General features: G+C 71.5%; 20 protein-coding genes. 6 read left to right on the top strand and 14 right to left on the bottom strand.

Going from position 1 to position 23673, the window contains the following annotated elements; all coding sequences use genetic code 11:
- Positions 1–507: 507 nt before the first annotated feature.
- On the top strand, positions 508–1878 hold the full coding sequence (locus AC07AG_RS20730) for a PAS domain-containing protein (RefSeq protein WP_478756516.1): 1371 nt from the start codon (positions 508–510) through the stop codon (positions 1876–1878).
- A 500-nt stretch (positions 1879–2378) separates the two neighbouring features.
- On the opposite strand, the gene AC07AG_RS20725 is transcribed toward AC07AG_RS20730, so the two are convergent.
- The 4 genes from AC07AG_RS20725 to AC07AG_RS20710 are packed head-to-tail and all read right to left on the bottom strand — an operon-like array spanning position 2379 to position 5843.
- The gene (locus AC07AG_RS20725; RefSeq protein WP_478756515.1) at positions 2379–3596 is read right to left on the bottom strand and encodes an ABC transporter permease; all 1218 of its coding nucleotides are present in this window, start codon (positions 3594–3596) and stop codon (positions 2379–2381) included.
- Complete coding sequence (locus AC07AG_RS20720; RefSeq protein WP_478756514.1) at positions 3593–4297, bottom strand: ABC transporter ATP-binding protein; 705 nt, start codon at positions 4295–4297, stop codon at positions 3593–3595. Before AC07AG_RS20720 ends, AC07AG_RS20725 begins: the two co-directional genes overlap by 4 nt.
- Positions 4294–5361 carry a peptidoglycan-binding protein gene (locus AC07AG_RS20715; RefSeq protein WP_478756513.1) on the bottom strand — a complete coding sequence of 356 codons (1068 nt, stop codon included), beginning with the start codon at positions 5359–5361 and terminating at the stop codon, positions 4294–4296. Before AC07AG_RS20715 ends, AC07AG_RS20720 begins: the two co-directional genes overlap by 4 nt.
- Positions 5358–5843, bottom strand: coding sequence for a hypothetical protein (locus AC07AG_RS20710; RefSeq protein ID WP_478756512.1), 486 nt, complete (start codon positions 5841–5843; stop codon positions 5358–5360). The genes AC07AG_RS20715 and AC07AG_RS20710 overlap by 4 nt, the downstream gene beginning before the upstream one ends.
- A 132-nt stretch (positions 5844–5975) precedes the next feature.
- On the opposite strand from AC07AG_RS20710, the gene AC07AG_RS20705 reads away from it, so the two are divergent.
- Complete coding sequence (locus AC07AG_RS20705) at positions 5976–6644, top strand: response regulator transcription factor (protein ID WP_478756511.1); 669 nt, start codon at positions 5976–5978, stop codon at positions 6642–6644.
- 86 nt (positions 6645–6730) lie between these two features.
- Positions 6731–7882 (top strand): sensor histidine kinase, encoded by a 1152-nt coding sequence (locus AC07AG_RS20700; RefSeq protein ID WP_478757053.1) that lies wholly within the window; start codon positions 6731–6733, stop codon positions 7880–7882.
- Between the two features lie 58 nt (positions 7883–7940).
- Here the strand turns inward: AC07AG_RS20700 and AC07AG_RS20695 are convergent, their stop codons facing one another.
- Entirely contained in the window at positions 7941–8705 is a 765-nt protein-coding gene (locus AC07AG_RS20695) for an SIS domain-containing protein (RefSeq protein WP_478756510.1), read from the bottom strand.
- A gap of 228 nt (positions 8706–8933) precedes the next feature.
- On the opposite strand from AC07AG_RS20695, the gene AC07AG_RS20690 reads away from it, so the two are divergent.
- Positions 8934–9626 carry an iron-dependent transcriptional repressor DtxR gene (locus tag AC07AG_RS20690; RefSeq protein ID WP_249589276.1) on the top strand — a complete coding sequence of 231 codons (693 nt, stop codon included), beginning with the start codon at positions 8934–8936 and terminating at the stop codon, positions 9624–9626.
- A 666-nt stretch (positions 9627–10292) separates the two neighbouring features.
- Positions 10293–11156, top strand: coding sequence for an alpha/beta fold hydrolase (locus AC07AG_RS20685; RefSeq protein WP_361049069.1), 864 nt, complete (start codon positions 10293–10295; stop codon positions 11154–11156).
- 16 nt (positions 11157–11172) lie between these two features.
- Here the strand turns inward: AC07AG_RS20685 and pdxH are convergent, their stop codons facing one another.
- Positions 11173–11910, bottom strand: a complete 738-nt coding sequence (gene pdxH, locus AC07AG_RS20680; protein WP_478757052.1) for a pyridoxamine 5'-phosphate oxidase — start codon at positions 11908–11910, stop codon at positions 11173–11175.
- A gap of 296 nt (positions 11911–12206) precedes the next feature.
- Here pdxH and AC07AG_RS20675 point away from each other — a divergent pair, with 296 nt between their 5' ends.
- Entirely contained in the window at positions 12207–13307 is a 1101-nt protein-coding gene (locus AC07AG_RS20675) for a citrate synthase 2 (RefSeq protein ID WP_478756509.1), read from the top strand.
- A 124-nt stretch (positions 13308–13431) separates the two neighbouring features.
- Here the strand turns inward: AC07AG_RS20675 and AC07AG_RS20670 are convergent, their stop codons facing one another.
- The 8 genes from AC07AG_RS20670 to AC07AG_RS20635 form a co-directional block, all read right to left on the bottom strand.
- Positions 13432–14031, bottom strand: a complete 600-nt coding sequence (locus AC07AG_RS20670) for a TetR/AcrR family transcriptional regulator (RefSeq protein WP_478756508.1) — start codon at positions 14029–14031, stop codon at positions 13432–13434.
- Positions 14019–14753: an enoyl-CoA hydratase family protein gene (locus tag AC07AG_RS20665; RefSeq protein WP_478756507.1), complete on the bottom strand. Its 735-nt coding sequence runs from the start codon at positions 14751–14753 to the stop codon at positions 14019–14021. The genes AC07AG_RS20670 and AC07AG_RS20665 overlap by 13 nt, the downstream gene beginning before the upstream one ends.
- A gap of 33 nt (positions 14754–14786) precedes the next feature.
- Entirely contained in the window at positions 14787–15953 is a 1167-nt protein-coding gene (locus AC07AG_RS20660; protein WP_478756506.1) for an acyl-CoA dehydrogenase family protein, read from the bottom strand.
- A gap of 82 nt (positions 15954–16035) precedes the next feature.
- Positions 16036–17925, bottom strand: coding sequence for an acetyl/propionyl/methylcrotonyl-CoA carboxylase subunit alpha (locus AC07AG_RS20655; RefSeq protein ID WP_478756505.1), 1890 nt, complete (start codon positions 17923–17925; stop codon positions 16036–16038).
- 10 nt (positions 17926–17935) lie between these two features.
- Positions 17936–19537, bottom strand: a complete 1602-nt coding sequence (locus AC07AG_RS20650) for an acyl-CoA carboxylase subunit beta (protein ID WP_478756504.1) — start codon at positions 19535–19537, stop codon at positions 17936–17938.
- Positions 19534–21279, bottom strand: a complete 1746-nt coding sequence (locus AC07AG_RS20645; protein WP_478757050.1) for an acyclic terpene utilization AtuA family protein — start codon at positions 21277–21279, stop codon at positions 19534–19536. Before AC07AG_RS20645 ends, AC07AG_RS20650 begins: the two co-directional genes overlap by 4 nt.
- 44 nt (positions 21280–21323) lie before the next feature.
- Positions 21324–22124 (bottom strand): TIGR03084 family metal-binding protein, encoded by an 801-nt coding sequence (locus AC07AG_RS20640; protein WP_478756503.1) that lies wholly within the window; start codon positions 22122–22124, stop codon positions 21324–21326.
- 76 nt (positions 22125–22200) lie between these two features.
- Positions 22201–23238, bottom strand: a complete 1038-nt coding sequence (locus AC07AG_RS20635; protein WP_478756502.1) for an EamA family transporter — start codon at positions 23236–23238, stop codon at positions 22201–22203.
- Positions 23239–23673: the final 435 nt, after the last annotated feature.

The following is a 23673-nucleotide window of genomic DNA, read 5'->3' as shown; positions in this document are numbered from 1 at the left end:
GGGCCGCTGACGGACCGTGCGGGCCGCCCCTGGAACGCAGACGACCCGCGAGCCGTGGTTCCCGCCGTACGAGACGGCGGGAAGCCGGCCGGACTCACCGGCGGCTCGCGGGTCGGGTGACTGCTTGGGATTGGGCCGGTTGCACGCACATCACACGTGCTGGTCCGGCGCCGAAATCGAGTTGCGACGACGGGCCACTAGCCCGCAGTCACCTCACGCGTCCGGTTTCCATACATCTGCCGAACCACCTCCCTTCATGTGTACGTGTCACCCTAGGAACGGCCTGTCCGTCGCACAACCGATTTTCTGATGGCTTTGCCCGAAGGCTTCTCGGGGCTTCCCGAAGCCTCTCGGGGCTTTGGGGGCTTTGGGGGGCAACGATTTCGTCGAACTTCCGGGAAGTGCCTGTGGGCTGCGTCACGTTCGAGTTGAATGATCTGACGTGCGGTACATGCGGAACTCGCAGAACATGCAGCTCATGAGGACACGGCCTGCAGGGGGTGCCAGGTGAGTGCTTCCCGGCGTAGTGGAACCACCGACGAGCTGGGGCCTGAAGAACCCGAGCCCGGTGGGGCCGAATTGCTCGCGGCATTGCTGGACGGGATGGACGCCGCCTTGTGCGCGTTCGACGCCGACGGGGTGGTGACGCACTGGAACCGTGAGGCCGAGCGGATTCTCGGGTGGTCGGCGGCCGAGGCCGTCGGGCGGCAGGGGTTCGCGGGCTGGGCGGTGCGGACCGCCGATGCCGAGGAGGTCGAGGCGCGGCTCCTGTCGGCCATGGAGGCGCACGGCCGTCAGGTGCACGAGTTCGCGCTCCTGACGAAGGACGGCGGGCGGGTCCTGGTGCGGACCCAGTCCGCCGCCGTGCGGGGCGGGGACGGGAAGCCTGCCGGTGTGTACTGCGCGTTCAGCGAGGTCCATGCGCAGATCGACCTGGAGCGGTCCATCGCGCTGAGCGAGGCGCTGTTCGAGAACGCGTCGTGGGGTGTGGTGCTCGTCGACGCCGATCTGCGTCCCGCCGTGGCGAACGAACACGCGGCGCGTGCCCTGGGGATGGGGCGTACGGCCTTGCTGGGGCGCCCCCTTGGGGAGTTGCTCGGGCAGGGCGTGGAGGAGCTGGAGAGCGCGCTGAGCCATGTGCTCGCGGAGGGGGCGCCGCCCGCGCCCGCCGAGATGTGGGTGTCCGTGCGGGCCACGGAGAGCGGTGAGCCGGAGCGGCGGTGCTGGCGCAGCGGCTTCCTGCGGCTCGCGTCGCCGCTCGCGGAGGAGCCGGTGCCGCTGGGGGTCGGCTGGCTCTTCACGGACGTGACGGAGGCCAAGCAGACCGAGCAGGACGCGGCGCAACTGCGCTTCCGCTCGCAGCAGTTGCACCGGGCCGCGCGGGCTGCGGGCGAGTGCGAGGACCCCACGGAGGCGGCGACGGTCCAGCTGGACTTCGCGCTCGCGGGGTTCGCCGACCACGCGCTGATCGACCTGGTGGCGGGCGAGGGGGAGCCGGTGCGCCTGATCCGCGTCGCCGCGACGCCCGCGGGCGCGCCGGGCCCGTGCCTGCCGGTGGCCAAGGCGGGCCTTCCCGTCCGCTATCTGGAGGGCCACCCGGCCCCGCAGTGCGTGGACCGGGTGGGTTCCGTACGGGCCAGCGCCGGCACCGCACCGCCCGAGCGGGCCCGGGAGTGGGCGGCGGCCAGGCAGTGGCCGGAGGACTCCGTCCACGCCCTGTGCACGGTGCTGCGCAGCCGGGGGCGGACGCTGGGCGTGGTGACGTTCCTACGGGGCGCGAGCCGCACGCAGTTCGAACGGGCGGACGCGACGTACGCGGAGAGCGTCTCGGCGAGGGTTGCGGCTTCGCTTGACCTGGCCCATGCGCTGGGCGGCTGAGGGCTCCCGCCGGGGGGAGCGGTGTTGGCGCTGCCCGCCGGGGGTGTCCGGGGGCGGCGGTGCCTGCCGGGGGTGTCCAGGGCTGACGGCTGCCCGCCGGGGGGTGCCAAGGTCGGCGCTGCCCGCCGAGGGCAGGACCGCCGATTCCCCAGCGGTGGGCGGGTGTTCAAGGCCGCCGCTTCGCGGCGGATCTTTCCCGCCCACCCACCCGTTTGCCCAGCGGCGGATGATCACCCAACCGATGCGCTGCGGGGCGCTCGGTAGGTGGGCGGGGGAAACCCGCCGCGAAGCGGTAGGCCAGACCCCATCCACCGCCGGGTAATCGGGCGGGTGGGCGGGAAAGATCCGCCGCGAAGCGGTGGGCCAGAACCCATCCACCGCCGAGTGCTCGGGCGAGTGGGGAGACTCCGCCGCGAAGCGGCGGTTCAGGCCGTCCGTCAGGCGGCTGGACCCGGCAGTCCGGAGTCCGCCCGCCCAGCCGACAGAACCCGCCGGCCAGGCTAGGCCGCGTGCAGCGCCAGCGTCGGCGAAAGCCGGGCCGCCCGGACCGCCGGGTACAGGCCGGCCACCGTACCGATCACCAGCGTCGCCCCGAAACCCCCGCTCACCGCCCACAGGGGCACCACCCAGGGGAGCCCGCCCGACACCGCGTACGCGCCCGTCGCCGCCGCGCCCAGCGCGATTCCCGCCAGGCCGCCGAGGCCGGACAGCATCAGGGACTCCGTCACGAACTGGATCCGGATCTGCCCCTTCGTCGCGCCCATCGAGCGGCGCAGGCCGATCTCGTACCGTCTCTCCAGGACCGAGATGATCATGGTGTTGGCCACCCCCACACCCCCCACCAGCAAGGCGATTCCGCCCAGCCCCAGCAGCAGCGTGGAGAACGCCCCCTCGGTCGCCGCCTTCGCCTTGAGCGCCGACGACGGGTCCGTCACCTGGACGTTCCGCGGGTTCTCCGGGTCGATCGAGGCGGCGAGCAGGCTCCGGACCTCGTGCACCGAGGCGTCGGTCGACCGCTCGTACACCGACGTGGGGCGGCCGTCGAAGCCGAGCTCACTCTTGGCCGCGTCCCAGCCCACGAGGACCGAGCGCTCCACGTCGGGCGAGAGCGGCAGCGGGTCGAGGATGCCGACGACCGTGAAGTAGCGGTCGTCCACCCACACTTGCTGGCCCGGCTCCGTGATGCCGAGGCGGTCGGCCGCGACGTGGCCAAGGACGATCGAGGGGTAGCGGCTGTTGGCCGCGTTGAACCACGTGCCGTGCCCCATCTCGCCGCGCAGCACCTTCAGCAGGCCCTCGGTCGCCGCCTTGACGGCGATGCCGCCGGTCTCGTCCTCGGGGATCTTCTCGCTGCGCCGCACGGTGCGTTCGAGGTCGCCGGTCGCGCCGACGTCCCGTACGCCCTTCACCCGGGAGACCCGCCCCGCCGCGTCACGCGGGAGCACCACCTTCTCGCCGGAGAACAGCGGCTCCCCCGGCGCGGCCACCAGCATGTTCGTGCCCAACTCGTCCAGTTCCTCCATGAGTTGAGCCTTGCTCGACGACGAGATGCCCACCACCGCGATCATCGTGGCGATCCCGATGGCGATCCCGAGCGCCGACAGGACGACCCGCACGGGGCGGCTGCGCAGCCCCGCCGAGCCGACATGCAGGACGTCCCGGGGCCCGAGCCGCGCCGCCTTCAGGCGCGGGCTGCCGACCTTCTTCGTACGGATCATCCGGCGAGCACCCCCTGGCCAACGGCGGCGGCGCGGGTATCCGCCACCACCTGCCCGTCCCGGATCCGCACCTGCCGCGGAAGTCTCTCCGCGATCTCCGCGTCGTGCGTGATGACGGCGATGGTCGCGCCCTCCGCGTTGAGATCGTGCAGCAGCTCCATCACCGCCTCGCCGGACGCCGAGTCCAGCGCCCCGGTCGGCTCGTCGGCGAGGAGCAGGTCCGGCGCCCCGACCACGGCGCGCGCGATGGCGACGCGCTGCTTCTGACCGCCGGAGAGTTCGTGCGGGCGGTGCTTCATGCGGTCCGCGAGGCCGACCCGGTCGAGCGCCTCCGCGGCCCGCGCCCGGCGCTGCGCGCGGGAGAGCCCGGAGTACAGGAGGCCCTCCGCCACGTTGTCGCGCGCGCTGATCCCCGGCACCAGGTGGAACGCCTGGAACACGAAGCCGATGTGCCGTGCGCGCAGCGCGGAGAGGCTGCGGTCGGCGAGCGTCGCGACGTCGTGGCCCGCGATCGCCACCGAGCCCTCCGAGGGGCGGTCCAGGGTGCCGATGATGTGCAGCAGCGTCGACTTGCCGGACCCGGAGGGGCCGACGATGGCGAGGAGTTCGCCCTCCTCCACCCGCAGGTCCACGCCGCGCAGGGCGGCGACTCCGCCCGGGTACTCCTTGGTGACCCCGGCCAACTCCACGACGGCGCTCATATCTTGGGCACCCCGACCTTCATGCCGTCCCGCAGTCCTCCCCCGGTCACCTCGACCCGTCCCTGCCCGAACATGCCGAGCTCGACCTTCACCTGGCGGGCGCGGCCGTGCTCGACGACCTGGACGCCGTAGCCGCCGCCGGGCAGGGCGAGGAGGGCGTTGACGGGGACGGAGAGCACGTCCTCGCGGGTCTCCCCGGTGAGGTTGACCGTCACCGGGGACTGGTCGAAGCCGTCGACCTTGCCCGGGTCGTCGAAGGAGACCGTCACCGGGATCTTGGGGGTCTTGTCGGCCGGGTCGTCGCCCGGCTTGGCGGTCTTGCCGACGGACGCGACCTCGCCCTTGGCGGTCGAGCCGTCCGGCAGGTCCACGGTGACCTTGGTGCCCACCTTGGCGAGCTTCCCGTCGGCGACGTCGAGCTGGAAACGTACGACGCGTTCGGAGCCCGTCGTGCCGAGCACCGGCTTGCCCGGCGCGACCTGGTCGCCGACGGACGACTCGGTGGACTTCACGCGGACGCCGCCCGGCGAGAAGGCGATCTGGTCGGGGCCCACGCGCCCGGTCTGCTTCTGGTCGTGCGCCTTCTGCCACTGCTTGACCGCGGCGGCCGTCCCCGCCGTGTACTCGTCGTCGACGACGAGCCCGGCGCCGTACCCGAGCGCCTGGAGGTTCTCTTCCAGCTGCCGTACGTCATTGCCCTCGTCGCCGGTCTTCAGCGTGCGGTACATGGGTTCGGTGCCGTACATGAGGCGCACCGGGACGCCGTTGACCTCGTACAGGCGCCCGTCGCGCTCGATGGTCGAGCCGTTGCCCGTGGACCAGGTGAGGGTGCCGGTGGTGCCCGCGTTGATCTTGCGTTCCTTGGCGTAGCCGAGGGTGCCGTCGCTCTGGGTGCCGCTGCTGAGGTCGCCGCGCTCGACGGCTGCGGTGGCGGGCGGGAGTCCGGCGTCCTGCCGCGTGGACCGGTCCTTGCCGTTGTCGGCGAGTGCGGTGACGGCGACACCTCCGCCGGTGATGGCGAGCAGGGCCACGACCGTGGCGACGACGGCGGTGCGGCGCCTCACGCGACGATGTCCTTGCACGCCTTGGCGGCCTTCTCCATCTTCTTGGCCTCGGCGCCCTCGGGCATCTTCTGGGCTTCCATGGCGCCGCCGTCGAACTTCGGGTCGGGCATGTTGAAGCCGTTCTCGCGCATGCACCGGGCGTACTTGAGCATCTTGTCCTTGTCGGCCTGCGAGACCGATCCGCCGCCGCCCGGTCCGCCGCCCTTGGTGCAGGCCTTCATGGCGGCCTGCATCTTCTCCTTGCTCAGGTCGCCGCCGATGGTGATCCCGTGGGTGTCCTCGCCGGCCTTGGGCTCGGGCACCTTGAGGCCGTGCTTGCGCAGGCACTCGCGCTCCTTGAAGGCGGCGTCGGCCTGCTTTCCCTTGCCGCCGTCGGCCTTGTCCTGGCTGCTGTCGCCGCCGCCGGAGGAGCAGGCTCCGGCGAACAGGGCGAGTGCGGCGAACCCTGATGCGATGGCCGTTGAACGCGTACGAGTCCTCATGACGTCCCCTTCACTGGTCGCGTAGTCGCGTTGTCACGTCGACGCGCACAGGCTGACGGGAAGGGAGGTTTCGTTTCTCTCAACGGAGACGCTTACACCGACGAAAGGTGCACTTCAGGTACACAGGGCCGCATGCGCGTACTGCTGGTGGAGGACGAGGAATTCCTGGCCGAGATGATCGCCGACGGGCTGCGCCGCGACGCGCTCGCGGTCGATGTCGCGGCCGACGGCCTGACGGCGCTGCGCAAACTCCAGCTCGGTGAGTACGACGTCGTCATCCTGGACCGGGACCTGCCGGGCCTGCACGGCGACGAGGTGTGCCGCAGGGTGGTGTCGCAGCGGCTGCTCACGCGCGTCCTGATGCTGACGGCGTCGGTCACGGTCAGGGACCGGGTCGCGGGCCTGGGCCTCGGCGCCGACGACTATCTGACCAAGCCCTTCGCGTACGACGAGCTCCTCGCCCGCGTCCTTGCCCTCGGCCGCCGCACGCGCCCCGCGCTGCCGCCCGTCATCGAACGCGCGGGCCTCGTCCTGGACACGGCCCGCCGCCAGGCGAGCCGCGACGGCCGCCATCTCGCGCTCTCCCGCAAGGAGTTCGCGGTCCTGGAGGCGCTGCTGCGGGCGGAGGGCGCGGTGGTCAGCGGCGACGACCTGATCGAACAGGTCTGGGAGGAGGACACCAGCTACCGCACGAACGCGGTCCGTGTCACCCTCTCCAAGCTCCGCACGAAGCTGGGCGATCCCCCGGTGGTGGAGACGGTCCCGGGCGCGGGCTACCGGATCACGGGCTGGTCGGCGTGAGGCGCTCGGGTGCGGGGGACGGGCGCGGGTTCCGCATCGGCGGCCTCAGCAGCGAGCGCGGCCGCCTCACCGCCCTCTACGGCGGCATGCTCGTCCTGGCGGGGGCGCTGCTCACCGGCCTGGTCTACTTCCTCGTACGGCAGGGTCTGTACTCCTCGATCAGCACCGCCGTCACCACCGCCGTGCCCGCCAAGCGGCTGAGTCCGCCCTGGGTGATGCCGAGCCCGGCCGAGTCCGCGTCGGTCGCCAGGCCGCTGCCCTCCGCGAGTGTCTCGGCCGACGACGTCACGCAGGGTCTCGCCGTCACGAAGATCAGCGACGTGGCCGAGCAGGCGGCCCTGAGCCGGCTCCTGACCGTCTCCGTCATCGTGCTGTTCGTGTACGCGGCGCTGTCCATCCTGCTCGCCTGGTGGATGGCGGGCCGCGTCCTGCACCCGGTGGCCGTGATCACCGGTACCGCGCGGCGCCTGTCCGGCGAGAACCTGCACGAGCGGATCGCGCTCGACGCCCCGCCCGGCGAGCTGAAGCAGCTGGCCGACACCTTCGACGAGATGCTCGGGCGGATAGAGCAACTGGTCAGCGCGCAGCAGCGGTTCGCCGCCAACGCCGCGCACGAGCTGCGCACCCCGCTGGCCGTGCAGCGGGCCGCCGCCGAGATCGGTCTCGCGGGTGAGCCCGACGCGCGGCAGGTGGCCAGGATCCGTACGAAGCTCATCTCCGTCGCCGACGACAGCGAGCACCTGATCGAGGGTCTGCTGCTCCTGGCCACCTCGGAGCGGGGCCTTGAGCGCAGGGAGCCGATCGCGCTCGACGTCGTCGCCGACGCGGTGACGGAAGGGCTCGCGGGCCGGGCGTCCGAGCGGGACATCACGCTCTCCCTGCACGCCGAGCCGCTCACCGTGTACGGCGACGGGGTGCTCCTGGACCGCCTCGTGCACAACCTGGTGGCGAACGCCGTGCACTACAACGTCAAGGGCGGCCGGGTCGAGGTGCGCACGGGCCCCGACGGCATCGAGGTCTCCAACACCGGGCCCGCCGTCCCGCCGGACACCGTCCCGCACCTCTTCGAGCCCTTCCGGCGCCTGCGGGAGCGTACGCATGCGAGGGGGGAGGGTGCGGGGCTGGGACTGTCCATCGTCGACGCGATCGGGCGGGCGCACGGGGCGGAGGTGTCGGCGCAGGCGAACGGGGAGGGCGGAGGGCTCACGGTGCGGGTCCGATTCCCGCCGGGGCGCTAGGGCGCCCCTTCAGGGGCGCGGGGAACTGTGCGAGCAACCACAGACGACCCGCAGCCGCTCAGCGACGGTAGAAGATCCGGTCTCCGTACTCCTCGAAGACCTTGCCGTTCCACTCGTGCCCGCCGTCCACGTTCCCGGACCGGAGCACCGGCGGCTCGACGCCCCGCGCGGCCAGCAGCTCGACGGCCGTCGCCGTCATCGCCTGCATGATCGTGTTCGCGACGACGCTGGAGGCGGGCCCGAAGGGTGCGCCGACCGTGTCGAGGCTGAGCTCCGCGTCGCCGAGGGCGATCTTGGAGTCGATCACGACGTCGCAGTGGTCCTTCAGGAAGGTGCCGGACACGTGCCGCGACTTCGTCTCCGTCGCGTACGCCACCGACGTCACGCCGATGACCTTCAGGCCGAGCGCGCGGGCGTTCATCGCCATCTCCACGGGCAGTGAGTTCCGCCCGGAGAGCGAGATGATCACGAGTACGTCGCCGGGGCGGGCCGGTGAGGAGTCCAGGACGGCGCCCGCGAGCCCGTCCACCCGCTCCAGGGCCGAGCCGAGCGTGGCGGGCATGACGTCGATGCCGACGACTCCGGGGACGGCGAGGAGGTTCATCAGGGCGAGGCCGCCCGCGCGGTACACGACGTCCTGGGCGGCCAGCGAGGAGTGCCCCGCGCCGAAGGCGAAGAGCCTGCCGCCCGCCTCGACCGCGTCGGCGAGGAGCGTGCCCGCCGCGTCGACGTTCCCGCCCTCCTCGTCGCGCACGCGGCCGAGCAGGCCGATCGCGGCGTCGATGTACTGACCGGCCAGCTTGCTCTCGCTCTTCGAGCCCATGCGCCGAGGAACCTTTCCGGGTACGTATGTCCTGTACGTATTCACTGCACGTGTTTCCCGTGTGCCGCGGATCACGTTGCGGTCTGGACCAGTGCCCTGTCAATACGGCCCGAGCACCCCGTCAGGACCGCCTGGACCGGGTTTTCACCCGGCGCGATCCGGTTGTCAGTGGTATGCGTCAGAATTGAGGGCAGGGCCGGCCGCACGAGAGAAATCTGAGGGGCACCCATGTCGGGGCTTATTGACACCACTGAGATGTATTTGCGCACCATCCTCGAGCTGGAGGAGGAAGGTGTGGTCCCCATGCGCGCCCGGATCGCCGAGCGTCTCGACCAGAGCGGGCCGACGGTGAGCCAGACGGTCGCGCGCATGGAGCGCGACGGCCTGGTGGCGGTCGCCAGCGACCGGCACCTGGAGCTGACCGAGGAGGGCCGCAGGCTCGCCACCCGCGTGATGCGCAAGCACCGCCTGGCGGAGTGTCTCCTGGTCGACGTGATCGGCCTGGAGTGGGAGCAGGTCCACGCGGAGGCGTGTCGCTGGGAACACGTGATGAGCGAGGCCGTGGAGCGCCGCGTCCTGGAGCTCCTGCGCCACCCCACCGAGTCTCCGTACGGCAACCCGATCCCGGGCCTGGAGGAGCTGGGCGAGAAGGACAGCGCCGACCCGTTCCTGGACGAGGGCATGGTCTCCCTGGTCGACCTCGACCCGGGCGCGGAGGGCAAGACCGTCGTGGTGCGCCGCATCGGCGAGCCGATCCAGACGGACGCGCAGCTGATGTACACGCTGCGGCGCGCGGGCGTGCAGCCCGGCTCCGTGGTGAGCGTGACGGAGTCCGCGGGCGGGGTGCTCGTGGGCAGCAGCGGTGAGGCCGCGGAGCTGGACGCGGAGGTCGCTTCGCACGTCTTCGTCGCCAAGCGCTGAGGTCCGCAGGACCGGGCGATGACGCCCACAACCCCGGGCGACGGCGGAATCCGGCTCCCGTTACCGGGAGTTCGCGTCAACTAGCGGTAACTGTTGGGCAGTTGTGAAGACTCCGGGATCGAATGGGGTCCAAGATTCAGTGTGCGGAATCGCAGCGCCCGGACGTTTTGCGTGCGAGGCTGTCGCGAGAGGCATATGACCTGAGGGCTCTTGACCGTGTCGGCGCCGGGTCTGGCTGCCACGGCCGTGGGAGGGGGCAGGAGGATGTGCCCATCTGGTGAGCGGGAGCGCGTGGGCGAGCGGTGCGTATCGGCACGTCCTGCGCGTGCGTACACATCGGCACGTCCTCTGCGCGCGTGCGCATCAGCACGCCTTGTGCGTACAGAGGGCCCCGGCGCCCTTGAGCGCCGGGGCCTGTCCTCCCCTGTTCTGACCCGGAGCCCCGAGCTCCCAGGGTCATCCCCCTCGGACCGTTTTCCCCGAGCGGCCCGCCTCCCGATGAAGATCTCCCCTCGGCAGCGGCGGCCAATCCTTGAGCGTGGTCACTCGAATGAGGGGTGTTGCCGGCGATCCGGCCGCTTTCGAAAAAGAGTTCGATAGCGTGCGGGGGTGCGTGACAGAACCAGGCGTTCAGCCCGAGAGGATTCAAGGGGGGTGCCAGGAACCATGGTGCGGCGCATTGACGTGACGGGCGCGGGTGGCGTACGCCTTGCCGCCTGGGAGTTCGCCGATCCTCCCAAGTCCAGGGAGACCGACGGATCGCCCGGAGGCGTCCTGTTACTGCACGGCCTGATGGGCCGTGCATCGCACTGGGCGGGCACCGCCCGCTGGCTCGCCGAGCGGCATCGCGCGGTCGCACTCGACCAGCGCGCGCACGGGCAGAGCGACAAGCCCCCCGAGGGCCCCTTCACCCGCGACGCCTACGTGGACGACGCCGAGGCCGCGCTCGTCCAGCTCGGCCTCGCCCCCGCCGTTCTCATCGGCCACTCCATGGGCGCGCTCACCGCCTGGCAGCTCGCCGCGAAGCGCCCCGATCTCGTCCGCGCCCTGATCATCACCGACATGCGGGCCTCCGCACTCGGCGCTGCGTCGCAGCGCGAGTGGGAGGACTGGTTCAGGGCCTGGCCCGTGCCCTTCGCCACGCTCGCCGACGTACGCAAGTGGTTCGGCGAGGACGATCCCTGGGTCGAGCGGCCCAATCCGTCGCGCGGCGAGTTCTTCGCCGAGGTGATGACCGAGGGCCCGGACGGCTGGCGCCCCGTCTTCGACCGCGACCAGATGCTGAAGTCCCGCGAGACATGGGTGTACGACGCGCACTGGGAGGACCTGACCCAGGTCCAGTGCCCCGCCCTGGTCGTCCGCGGCCTGGACGGCGAGCTGGGCCGCGCCGAGTCCCAGGAAATGGTCCGTGTGCTGCCCCGCGGCGCGTATGCGGAAGTGGCCGACGCGGGCCACCTGGTGCACTACGACCAGCCGGAGGCCTGGCGCGAGGCGATCCAGCCGTTCCTGGACGGGGTCCTGACGGGGTAGGACCCCGCAGCCGCGCTCACGGACTGAGGCGCTCCACGGTCCAGCCGTCCCGCTCTGCGGGTACGTACCGCAGGCGGTCGTGCAGGCGGTTCGCCCTGCCCTGCCAGAACTCGACGCTCTGCGGCTCGACGCGGAAGCCGCCCCAGTGCGGAGGCGCGGGCACCTGCTCGCCCTCCGGGTAGCGCGCCTCCAAGTCGGCGTAACTGCGGTCCAGTTCATCGCGCGTGGCGATGACCGAGGACTGGGCGCTGGCCCAGGCGCCGAGCTGGGAGCCGTGCGGGCGGGTGCGGAAGTACGCCACCGTCTCCTCGCGGGCGACACGCCGCGCCGTGCCCGTGACGATGACCTGGCGGGCCATCGGGTGCCAGGGGAAGAGCAGCGCGATGTTCGGGTTCTCGGCCAGTTCGCGGGCCTTGCGGGACTCGTAGTTGGTGAAGAAGACGAAGCCTCGCTCGTCAAAGCCCTTCAGCAGGACCGTGCGCGAGCTGGGGCGGCCCGCGGTGTCCACCGTCGAGACGACCATGGCGTTCGGCTCGTGGAGCAGGCCCGCCTCGGCCGCGGCGAGAGCCTGCGTGAACCAGAGGGCGAAGAGCTCGACGGGCGTGGCGGGCAGCTCCGTCTCGACGAGTCCGTCCAGGCCGTAATGGGCCCGTATGGCGGCGGGATCGGACACGGAGGAGGCAGCGGACGAGGCTCCTGCTGCGTCTGCTGCGGAGGCGGCGGCTCGATCGGTCACGCCGTCATCTTGCCGTATACGAAGAGTCAGCCGCGGGCCGTCGTGCACCACGGGGAGGTGACGTGTGGCACTGAGTGCCGTATGCCATCGCCAAGGGTGGCACCAAGGGATATCGTTCCGCTGCCGAATCGGTTGGGTGACCACCAGCCGGGCGGGGCATCACCGGGGTGACCGATCCGGACCGCGAGTCGAAAGCCGGAAGCCATCGACGTACCGGCATACCGCGGAACCGGACCGCGAATGCCCACTTCTGACACATGGTCACGAGCTGTCTGTCACCACCATCTGTCGTACACATCACGAGGAGCCGCCTGATGTCCGACTTCGTACCCGGACTTGAGGGAGTCATCGCGTTCGAGACGGAGATCGCCGAACCGGATAAGGAAGGCGGCGCGCTTCGCTATCGCGGCGTCGACATCGAGGATCTGGTCGGCCACGTCTCCTTCGGCAACGTCTGGGGCCTGCTGGTCGACGGCGCGTTCAACCCGGGCCTGCCGCCCGCCGAGCCGTTCCCGATCCCGGTGCACTCCGGTGACATCCGCGTCGACGTCCAGTCCGCCCTTGCGATGCTCGCCCCCGTGTGGGGCCTGAAGCCGCTCCTGGACATCAGCGAGCAGGAAGCCCGCGACGACCTGGCACGAGCCGCCGTCATGGCCCTCTCGTACGTCGCCCAGTCCGCCCGCGGCCAGGGCCTGCCGATGGTGCCGCAGCGCGAGATCGACAAGGCCGACACGGTCGTCGAGCGCTTCATGAAGCGCTGGCGCGGCGAGCCCGACCCCAAGCACGTCCAGGCCGTCGACGCGTACTGGACGTCGGCCGCCGAGCACGGCATGAACGCCTCCACGTTCACCGCCCGCGTCATCGCGTCGACGGGCGCGGACGTGGCGGCGGCGCTGAGCGGGGCCGTGGGCGCGATGTCCGGGCCGCTGCACGGCGGCGCCCCCTCCCGTGTCCTCGGCATGATCGAGGAGATCGAGCGGACGGGGGACGCGGTCGCGTACGTGAAGCAGGCGCTGGACAAGGGCGAGCGCCTGATGGGCTTCGGGCACCGGGTGTACCGGGCCGAGGACCCGCGTGCGCGCGTCCTGCGCCGTACGGCGCAGGAGCTGGGCGCTCCTCGCTACGAGGTGGCCCAGGCCCTGGAGAAGGCGGCCCTCGACGAGCTGCACGCCCGGCGCCCCGACCGCGTCCTCGCCACCAACGTGGAGTTCTGGGCGGCGATCGTCCTGGACTTCGCCGAGGTGCCGGCGCACATGTTCACGTCGATGTTCACGTGCGCGAGGACCGCCGGGTGGTCGGCGCACATCCTTGAGCAGAAGCGGACGGGGCGGCTTGTCCGTCCTTCGGCCCGCTACATCGGGCCCGGGTCGCGTGACCCGCGTGCGGTCGAGGGGTACGGGGACATCGCAAGGTAGGGAATCTTCCCCGAACGCCGGACAGGCCGGTTCTTTCAGCCTTTTCGGCGTTCGGGAGCGGGGGTCTGGCGCTCAGCCCCAGTTCCGGGAAGGAGTTGGGGGAAGGGGCGGGACGGGGGAAAGCTCAGCGCAGCGCCCCCTCCACCAGCACCGTCCACTGCGCCACCACCTTCTCCCGCCGGGCCCCGTCATCCGTCAGGAGATTCGCGAGCCCGAGGCCCCGGGCCATGTCCAGGAGGCCCTGGATGGTCTCCCGGACCCCGGGGCGGGACTCGTCGGCGCCCAGCAACTGCACCGCTATCCGGTGCGTCTCGCGGCCCACCCGCGCCTCCAGCTCCGTCACCCGATCCCCCAGTTGGGGTTCGTTCGACGCCGCGACCCACAGATGCAGCGCCGCACGGAAGAGCGGGCCCGTGTACAGGTCCACCAGAGCGGCCACCACCGACGCCCGGTCCTGCGCCGGAAGCTCCCGCAAGGCCGTGGACCGCTGCTCGGCCACGTACTCCACCGCCGCCGTGAAGAGGTCCTCCCGTGTCGGGAAGTGATGCTGGGCCGCCCCTCGCGAGACACCGGCCCGCTCGGCGACCACGGACACCGTGGACCCCGCCCAGCCGCTCTCGGCGAGGCACGCCACCGCCGCCTCCAGGAGCCGCTGCCGCGTCACACGGCTGCGGTCCTGCTTGGGCGAGCGATCGGAGCGATCGGCCGCGGTCACAGCACCCATGGGCACTCCCGTCGTTCAAGGAACGCCCCCATCCCCTCCCGCGCCTCCGCCGAGGCGAAGAGCCGCGCGGACAGGGCGATGAGGGAGTCCGTGTGGTGGTCGAATGCGTCGAGCACCCTAGCCGTGAGCAGCTTCTTCGTCTCGGCCAGGGCCTGCGGAGCCGCCTTCCGCAACCCTTCGAGCAGGGGCGAGAGCTCCCCGTCCACGTCATCCCCCGCCACCGTCACCAGACCCACCCGCGCCGCCTCCGCCCCGCCGAAACGCTCCCCGGTGAGGAAGTAGCGGGACGCCGCGCCCGGGTCGATCCTGGCGAGCAGCGGCATGGAGATGACCGCGGGCGCCACCCCGATCCGTACCTCCGTCAGCGCGAACGAGGCGCCCGGTCCCGCGACCGCCATGTCGCACGCGCCGAGCAGACCGAGCCCACCCGCACGCACATGCCCGTCCACCCGCGCCACCACCGGCTTCGGCAACTCCACGATCTGCCGGAGCAGCGCCACGAAGACGGCCGGGTCCGGCGGCTCCCGCAGGTCGGCGCCGGAGCAGAACGTCGAGCCGGTGTGCGTGAGGACGACCGCGCGTACGTCCGGGTCCTTGGCGCAGTCGTCCAGCAGCTCCGCGAGCCCGGTCAGGAGACCCGCCGAGAGCGCGTTGCGGTTGGCGGGTGTGTCCAGGGTGAGCGTGACGATGCCGCGCTCCGGGGGCGCGTGCACAAGGCCCATGGGTCCTCCAGGAGTTCAGGGGCGAGCAGGGACTCAGTACGACTTGGGCAGGCCAAGCGTCTGGTGCGACACGTAGTTGAGGATCATCTCCCTGCTCACCGGGGCGATCCGCGCCACCCGCGACGCCACGATCAGCGAGGCGAGACCGAACTCCTTCGTCAGGCCGTTGCCGCCCAGCGTGTGCACCGACTGGTCGACGGTCCTCACGCACGCGTCGGCCGCCGCGAGCTTGGCCATGTTGGCGGCCTCACCCGCGCCCATGTCGTCTCCGTCGTCGTAGAGCCGGGCGGCCTTCTGCATCATCAGGCGGGCCAGTTCGATGTCGATGTGGGACTGCGCGAGGGGGTGCGCGATCGCCTGGTGGGCGCCGATCGGGCTCTTCCACACGCTGCGTTCCTTGGCGTACCCGACGGCCCGGGAGAGCGCGTAGCGTGCCATGCCGATCGAGAACGCCGCCGTCATGATCCGCTCGGGGTTGAGGCCCGCGAAGAGCTGGAGCAGACCGGCGTCCTCGTCGCCCACCAGGGCGTCGGCGGGCAGCCGTACGTCGTCGAGGGTCAGCTCGAACTGCTTCTCCGGGGCCTGGAGTTCCATCTCGATCTGGCGCCGCTGGAAGCCCTCCGTCTCGCGCGGGACGATGAAGAGGCAGGGCTTGAGACTGCCGGTCCTCGCGTCCTCCGTACGGCCCACGATCAGCGTCGCGTCCGCGATGTCGACACCCGAGATGAACACCTTGCGGCCGGTCAGGAGCCAGTCGCCGCTCGCCTCGTCCTTGCGCGCGGTCGTCGTGATCCGGTGGGAGTTGGAGCCCGCGTCGGGCTCGGTGATGCCGAACGCCATGGTGCGGGTGCCGTCGGCGAGACCGGGCAGCCAGGCCTGCTTCTGCTCGTCGGTGCCGAAGCGGGCGATGACGGTGCCGCAGATCGCGGGTGACACGACCATCATGAGCAGGGGGCAGCCCGCCGCCCCCAACTCCTCCAGGACTATGGAGAGTTCGGCTATGCCGCCGCCCCCTCCGCCGTACTCCTCGGGCAGGTTCACGCCCAGATAGCCGAGCTTGGCGGCGTCGGCCCACAGTTCGTCGGGGTGGCCCTCGCTCCGGACGACGCGGGTGAGGTAGTCGCGGCCGTAACGCTTGCCGAGTGCGGCGACGGCTGCGCGCAGGGCCTGGTGCTCTTCGGTTTCGAGGACGGTGCTCATACGGACTGTTCCTCCTGTACGACGGCTCAAGCGACTTCAGGCGAGTTCAGGCGGCTTCGGGGGCTTAGAGGGCTTAGGCGGCTTAGGGGACTTCCACACCGTGTACGACATCTGCGGCATCGACGACATCTACGACTGCGAGCAGTGCGCCGACCTCGACCTGGCGGCCGGGCGCGGTGTGCAGGGCGGTGAGCGTGCCGGACGCGGGAGCGGAGATGCGGTGCTCCATCTTCATCGCCTCCAGCCAGATGAGGGGCTGACCCGCGGTGACCCGCGCCCCCTCCGCGAGCCCCTCGGCCAGGCGCACGACGGTGCCGGGCATCGGGGCGAGCAGGGAGCCGGGCTCCTGACGGGTGGTGGGTTCGGGGAGCAGCGGGAGCGAGGTGAGGGCGGTGTTGCCGACGTACACGCGATCGCCGCCGTAGCGACTGACCTCGAACTGGCGCCGCACACCGTCGACTTCGAGCACGACGAGCTCACCGGACACGGAGAGCACCCGCACACCCTCCGCGCTCAGACCTTCCCGCGTGTGCCGGTAGCGCACCTCGTGCTCGGTGCCGTCCGGCTCGCTCCGGAAGAGCTTGATCTGCGGCTGCGACGCGAGGTTGCGCCAGCCGCCGAACCGCGAGCGCCCGTGCGCGTCGGCGAGCGCTGCGGCCAGCGGGGCGTACGGGTCCGGGGCGGGGGCGGCGAGTTCGGCGACGTACCGGTCGTAGAACCCCGTGTCCATGCGGGCCTCGACGAACTCCGAGTGCCGCAGGGACCGGACGAGCAACTCCCGGTTGGTGACGGGACCGTGGACCACCGCACGCTCCAACGCGCCCGCCAGTGCCCGCACGGCCGCCGTACGCGTGGGGGCGTACGCGATGGCCTTGGCCAGCATCGGGTCGTAGTGCACGCCGATCGCGTCGCCGTCCACGTACCCCGTGTCGAGCCGCACGCCCGGCACGGAGAGCCGGTGCAGGGTGCCGGTCTGCGGGGCCCACTGCGCCGCCGGGTCCTCGGCGTAGAGGCGGGCCTCGACGGCGTGCCCGCGCGCGGTGGGCTGCTCTTCCGGGAGGCGTGCGCCCTCCGCGACCTGGATCTGCAGCGCCACCAGATCGACGCCGAACACGGCCTCCGTGACGGGGTGTTCGACCTGGAGCCGGGTGTTCATCTCCAGGAACTGCGCCCGGTCGCCCGCGACCAGGAACTCCACCGTGCCCGCACCGCGATACCCGGTCACGCGCGCCGCACGCACGGCCTGCGCGTGCAACTCCTCGACCAGCTCAGGGGCAAGGCCCGGCGCCGGGGACTCCTCGATGACCTTCTGATGCCTGCGCTGGAGCGTGCAGTCCCGGGTGCCGAGCGCCCAGACGGTGTCGTACGCGTCGGCCATGATCTGCACCTCGACGTGCCGGCCGCCCTCCAGATAGGGCTCGACGAAGACCTCGCCGTCCCCGAAGGCGCTGGCCGCCTCCGCACTCGCGGCGGCCAACTCGCCCTTCAGAGCGTCGAGTTCCCTCACGACCCGCATGCCGCGCCCGCCACCGCCTGCCGCCGCCTTCACCAGGACCGGCAGATCGGCATCGGTGACGTCGTCCACGCCCATCGGCGCGATGCCCATGAGCTCCTTGGCGCGCGTCTTGGAGGCCATGGACTCGATCGCCTCGGGCGGCGGCCCGATCCACGCGAGTCCCGCGTCGATGACGGCGCGCGCGAAGTCCGCGTTCTCGGACAGGAAGCCGTAGCCGGGGTGGACGGCGTCCGCGCCGGCCGCCTGCGCGGCCTTCACGACGAGGTCGCCGCGCAGATACGTGTCGGCGGGCGCCGCACCAGGCAGGCGTACGGCCGAGTCGGCCTCACGGACGTGCAGGGCGTCCGCGTCGGCGTCCGAATACACCGCCACCGTGGCGATGCCCAGGTCGCGGCAGGTGCGGAAGACGCGGCAGGTGATCTCGCCGCGGTTGGCGACAAGGATGCTGCTGATCATGGTGAGTTCCTCACATCCGGAAGACGCCGAAGCCACCGCGCGCGCCCTCGTAAGGGGCGGTGTGGATCGCGGACAGGCACAGGCCGAGGACGGTGCGGGTGTCGCGGGGGTCGATCACCCCGTCGTCGTAGAGGCGGCCCGAAAGGAACATCGGCAGCGACTCCGACTCGATCTGCTGCTCCACCATGGCGCGCAGTCCGGCGTCGGCCTCGTCGTCGTAGGGCTGCCCCTTGGCGGCGGCGGAGGCACGGGCGACGATCGACAGGACACCCGCCAGCTGCTGCGGCCCCATGACGGCGGACTTGGAGCTCGGCCAGGCGAAGAGGAAGCGCGGGTCGAAGGCGCGCCCGCACATGCCGTAGTGCCCGGCTCCGTACGAGGCCCCCATGAGCACGCTGAGATGCGGCACCCGCGAGTTCGACACGGCGTTGATCATCATCGCGCCGTGCTTGATGATGCCGCCCTGCTCGTACTCCTTGCCGACCATGTAGCCGGTGGTGTTGTGCAGGAAGAGCAGCGGGATGTCCCGCTGGTTGGCCAACTGGATGAACTGGGCGGCCTTCTGGGACTCCTCGCTGAAGAGCACGCCCTGCGCGTTGGCCAGGATGCCGATGGGATGGCCGTGCAGCGAGGCCCACCCGGTGGTGAGACTCGACCCGTAGAGCGGCTTGAACTCGTCGAAGTCGGAGCCGTCGACGATGCGGGCGATGACCTCGCGCGGGTCGAAGGGCACCTTGAGATCGCCGGGCACGATGCCCAGCAGCTCGTCCTGCGCGTACTTGGGCGGCTCGACGGCTCCGGCCGGATCGGCGTACGCCTTGCGCCAGTTGAGCCGTTTGACGACCCGCCGGGCCTGCCTGAGCGCGTCCCGCTCGTCCTCGGCTAGATAGTCCGCGAGGCCGGAGGTGCGGGCGTGCATCTCGGCGCCGCCGAGCGACTCGTCGTCGCTCTCCTCGCCGGTGGCCATCTTCACCAGCGGCGGCCCGCCGAGGAAGACCTTGGCCCGCTCCTTGACCATGATCACGTGGTCGCTCATGCCGGGGACGTAGGCGCCTCCGGCCGTGGAGTTGCCGAAGACGACGGCGACCGTGGGAATTCCGGCGGCCGACGACTGGGTGAGGTGCTTGAAGAGCGCACCGCCCGGAATGAAGATCTCCTTCTGGGACGGGAGGTCCGCGCCCCCCGACTCCACGAGATGGATGGACGGCAGCCGGTTGGCGTGCCCGATCTCGTGCGCGCGGAAGGCCTTCTTCAGGGTCCACGGGTTGCTGGCACCGCCGCGCACGGTCGGGTCGTTGGCGGTGATCAGGCACTCCACGCCTTCGACGACACCGATGCCGGTGACCATCGAGGCGCCGACGGGGTAGTCGCTCCCCCAGGCGGCGAGCGGCGACAGCTCCAGGAACGGCGTATCGGGGTCGAGGAGCAGCTCGATCCGCTCCCGGGCGAGCAGCTTGCCGCGCTTTCGATGGCGGGCGACGTACTTCTCGCCGCCGCCCTCAAGGGCCTTGGCCTGCTCGGCGTCGAGCTCGGCGACCTTGGCGAGCATGGCCTCGCGGTGCTCGGTGTACTCGGCGCTCGCGGGGTCGAGCGCGGAGGCGAGGACGGTCACGGTTGTACCTCCGTCGGTTCGACCAACTCAGTTCGTGGTTGGGTCGGTTCAAGGAGCGCGGCCGGTACGTCGAGGTGGCGGGCGCGCAGCCACTCGCCGAGGCCCTTGGCCTGCGGATCGAAGCGGGCCTGGGAGGCGACGCCGGCGCCGAGGATCCCCTCGACGACGAAGTTCAGCGCCCGCAGGTTCGGCAGGACATGGCGTACGACGGTCAATTCGGCGGCCTCGGGGATGAGTTCACAGAACCGCTCGACGGTCAGCTCATGGGCGAGCCAGCGCCAGGCGTCATCCGTGCGCACCCACACCCCGACGTTCGCGTCCCCGCCCTTGTCACCGCTGCGGGCCCCGGCGACGAGGCCGAGGGGGGCGCGGCGCGTGGGGCCCTGCGGGAGCGGCGCGGGCAGGGGCGGCGGGGCGAGGTCTTCGAGGACGCGGGTGCCGCCGGGGGCCAGGACGGCGGTGCGCTCACCGCCGGGCAGTACGGCCACGTGGTCGACGGTGCCGCGCTCGGCGTACGCGGCTTCGAAGACTCCGTAGGGCGCGCCCTTGCCCGGGGGTGCCGTCACGTGGAATCCGGGGTAGCTGCCGAGGGCGAGCTCGATCGCGGCGCCGCTCAGGGCGCGGCCGACGGGGTCCTGCTGCGGGTCGCGCACGACGAGCCGCAGATGGGCGGACGCGGCCTCTTCGCTCGGCGCGTCCGGCCGATCAGTACGAACGAGTTCCCAACGCACCTCACTCGGGCGCGGCTTGGCGCGACCCAGCGCATCCTCGACCTGAGCCCGCACAAGTTCTGCCTTCGCCTCCACATCGAGCCCGGTGAGGACGAAGACGACTTCGTTGCGGAAGCCGCCGAGGCGGTTGAGGCCGACCTTCAGGGTCGGCGGCGGGGCCTCCCCGCGCACGCCCGCGACGCGCACCCGGTCGGGCCCCTCCTGGGTGAGGGTGACCGTGTCGAGCCGGGCGGTGACGTCGGGCCCCGCGTACCGGGCGCCGGAGGTCTCGTACAGGAGCTGCGCGGTGACCGTGCCGACGTCGACGAACCCGCCCGTGCCGTCGTGCTTGGTGATGACGCTGGACCCGTCCTCGTGGATCTCGGCGAGCGGGAAGCCGGGCCGGAGCAGTTCGTGCGGCGAATGCCCGCCGAAGAAGGCGTAGTTGCCCCCGGTGGCCTGTGTCCCGCATTCGAGGATGTGCCCGGCGACGACGGCTCCGGCGAGCCGGTCGTGGTCACCGTCCTCCCACCCGAAGTGCGCGGCGGCCGGCCCGCTGACGAGGGCGGCGTCGGTCACGCGCCCGGTGACGACGACGTCGGCACCGGCGCGCAGGCAGGCGGCGATTCCGGCGCCGCCGAGATAGGCGTTGGCGGTGAGGGCGTCCGGGAAGCGCGCGCCCAGGTCGTCGCCTTCGACATGCGCGACCCGCACTCCGACCCCGAGCCGTCCGGCCAACTCCCTCACAGCATCGGCGAGTCCGGCCGGATTGAGCCCACCGGCATTGGCGACGATCTTCACGCCCCGCTCCCGGGCGAGCCCCAGGCACTCCTCCAGCTGCCGCAGGAAGGTCTTCGCATAGCCGCGTGAGGGGTCCTTGAGCCGGTCGCGCCCGAGGATGAGCATGGTCAGCTCGGCGAGGTAGTCGCCGGTGAGGACGTCGAGCGGGCCGCCGGTGAGCATGTCGCGCATGGCGTCGAAGCGGTCGCCGTAGAACCCGGAGGCGTTGCCGATACGCAGCGGACGGGGCACTTCCCGCTCCCCCCGGCCGATCACCGTCCGCTCTCCTTGGCCGGTCACGGCAGCTCCCCGCTCTCCTTGGCTGGCCGTCCGGGACCCGGGGGCCCGGCGAAGGCCTGCGCGATGCCGAGCCACCGATCGGCGTCGGCGCCTTCCGCGTGGACGGCGAGGTCGTCACGGTGCGCGCGCTGCGTGACGAGGAGACAGAAGTCGAGGGCGGGCCCGGTCACGCGCTGATCGGCTTCCTCAGGCCCGCTGACCCACAACTCCCCACTGGGAAGCACCAGTTCGACGCGGAAGGCGGCTTCCGGCGCCGTCAGCTCTCGTACGCCGAACGAGAAGTCCCGGGCCCGGACACCGATATGGGCCACGTGCCGCAGCCGGTCCGTCGGCACCCTCACCACACCCAGGGCGTCGGCGACGTCCTGGCCATGGGCCCAGGTCTCCATCAGCCGGGCGGTCGCCATGGAGGTGGCCGACATGGGCGGCCCGTACCAGGGAAACCGGGTGCCGCGCGGGGCGGCCGTCAGGGCTTCCCGCAAGGCATCGCGTCCGGCGCGCCACCGGGAGAGCAACTCGGCGGGCGGCAGCGCGGCGCCTTCCTCGGCCCCGTCGTCGACGAACGAATCGGGAGCCGCGAGGGCCTCCTCGACGAGCCGCCCGAAGGCGTCGCCGTCGGTGACGGCGATGAGCGCGGCCCGGTCGGTCCAGGCGAGATGGGCGATCTGATGGGCGACGGTCCAGCCGTCGGCGGGGGTGGGAAGCGCCCAGCGCTTCTCGCTCAACCCCTCGACCAGCTGGTCGAGTTCCTCACTCTCACGGCGCAGATCGTCGAGTACGGGCACAGCTTCGGACACGGAGCGCTCCCCTCGGGGCACGGCGGTGTGCCCCGGAGCATGGCAGCGTCCAGAGAAACAAGCAAGCGTGCTTGCATTACTTTCCGGACGTCTCCGGAACGGGCTCCTCGGCATCAGTGATGTCGGCGACGTCCTCAACGCCCTTGGCGTGCCCGGCGGCCCCATCGGCGGGGAGCAGCACGGCATCCGGAGTGGCCCCGGAGACGACATCCCCGGGCTTACGGGCCTTCCCACGCCCGACCTGGGTCCGGACGGCACCCATGCTGGCGGCGATGACCAGCGAGATCGCCAGGGCCTCGTTCACGGAGAGGGCCTGGTTCAGGACGAGGAACCCGGCGATGGCCGCGATGGCCGGTTCCAGACTCATCATGATCGCGAAGGTGGAGGCGGGAAGCCTGCGCAGGGCGAGCAGTTCGAGGGTGTACGGCAGCACGGAGGACATGACGGCGACGGCCGCACCGAGCGCGAGGACCTCGGGCCGGACGAGCTTGTCCCCCGACTCGATGAGGCCGAGCGGCAGGAAGAGGACGGCCGCGACGACCATCGCGAGGGCGAGCCCGTCGGCCTGCGGGAAGCGACGCCCCGTACGGGCACTGAAGAGGATGTACGTGGCCCACATGACACCGGCGCCAAGGGCATACGCGACACCGACGGGATCGAGCCCGCTGAAGCCGCCGCCACCCCCCAGCAGAAAGACGCCACAGAGGGCGAGCCCGGCCCACACCAGGTTCACGGCGCGGCGCGAGGCGAAGACGGACAGGGCGAGCGGCCCGAGCACTTCCAGCGTCACGGCGGGCCCCATGGGAATCCGGGCGACGGACTGATAGAAGAGCCCGTTCATCCCGGCCATGGCGACCCCAAAAGCGACAACGGTCCCCCAGTCGGCCCGGGAGTGCCCCCGGACCCTGGGCCGGCAGAAGATCATCAGCACCAGAGCGGCGAAGGCGAGCCGCAGGGTCACGATGCCGAGGGCCCCGGCCTTGGGCATCACGCTCACGGCGATGGCCCCGCCGAACTGAACGGAGACCCCGCCCGCGAGCACAAGCCCGACGGGCCCGAGGGCACCCCACCGCCCACCGGGTGCGGCCTCCTGCCCACTCCTCGACGCGTCCACAGCCAACCCTTCCACTTCTTCAACCTCGGCCAGTCCACTCACCTGAACTACTCCGTCCAAGGTAGTAGACCACGTCAGGATTGTGGAGCCCTTTTACTGCTGTACGCAAATGACGTCCACATTCCGAAGCTACGAGGCGGGGCGGGGCGCGTGAAATGCCGATTGAGCGCTGGTTATGCGCGGCAGGCATGACGGGGAGGGCCGGGGGCGGGAGGAGAGCTGCGGCACCTCGGGCGCAGCAGCGAAGCCCCCGGGCAGCCGGGCAGCCGGGCAGCCACCCGATCACCCAGGGTGCGGCACGCGGTGCGGCACGGTCATCCGATGCTGATCTCGTAGCGCAGGCGCTGGCGTGCGGCGGGCATGGTCATCAGGTCGGCCTGGATCGGTCGACCCTCGCCGTCCGGTCGCCGGACGCTTGACGAAACCGGCACCCAC

The organism is Streptomyces sp. NPDC044044, assembly GCF_056434405.1.
The sequence above is the reverse complement of the archived record's forward strand: the minus strand, read 5'-3'. Positions and strand labels throughout refer to the sequence as shown.

Coding starts and splice junctions, on each gene's coding strand:
- AC07AG_RS20725 (WP_478756515.1), bottom strand. CDS start 3,596: ATGATCCGTACGAAGAAGGTCGGCAGCCCGCGCCTGAAGGCGGCGCGG.
- AC07AG_RS20720 (WP_478756514.1), bottom strand. CDS start 4,297: ATGAGCGCCGTCGTGGAGTTGGCCGGGGTCACCAAGGAGTACCCGGGC.
- AC07AG_RS20710 (WP_478756512.1), bottom strand. CDS start 5,843: ATGAGGACTCGTACGCGTTCAACGGCCATCGCATCAGGGTTCGCCGCA.
- AC07AG_RS20705 (WP_478756511.1), top strand. CDS start 5,976: ATGCGCGTACTGCTGGTGGAGGACGAGGAATTCCTGGCCGAGATGATC.
- AC07AG_RS20700 (WP_478757053.1), top strand. CDS start 6,731: ATGCTCGTCCTGGCGGGGGCGCTGCTCACCGGCCTGGTCTACTTCCTC.
- AC07AG_RS20695 (WP_478756510.1), bottom strand. CDS start 8,705: ATGGGCTCGAAGAGCGAGAGCAAGCTGGCCGGTCAGTACATCGACGCC.
- AC07AG_RS20690 (WP_249589276.1), top strand. CDS start 8,934: ATGTCGGGGCTTATTGACACCACTGAGATGTATTTGCGCACCATCCTC.
- AC07AG_RS20685 (WP_361049069.1), top strand. CDS start 10,293: ATGGTGCGGCGCATTGACGTGACGGGCGCGGGTGGCGTACGCCTTGCC.
- AC07AG_RS20675 (WP_478756509.1), top strand. CDS start 12,207: ATGTCCGACTTCGTACCCGGACTTGAGGGAGTCATCGCGTTCGAGACG.
- AC07AG_RS20670 (WP_478756508.1), bottom strand. CDS start 14,031: ATGGGTGCTGTGACCGCGGCCGATCGCTCCGATCGCTCGCCCAAGCAG.
- AC07AG_RS20665 (WP_478756507.1), bottom strand. CDS start 14,753: ATGGGCCTTGTGCACGCGCCCCCGGAGCGCGGCATCGTCACGCTCACC.
- AC07AG_RS20660 (WP_478756506.1), bottom strand. CDS start 15,953: ATGAGCACCGTCCTCGAAACCGAAGAGCACCAGGCCCTGCGCGCAGCC.
- AC07AG_RS20655 (WP_478756505.1), bottom strand. CDS start 17,925: ATGATCAGCAGCATCCTTGTCGCCAACCGCGGCGAGATCACCTGCCGC.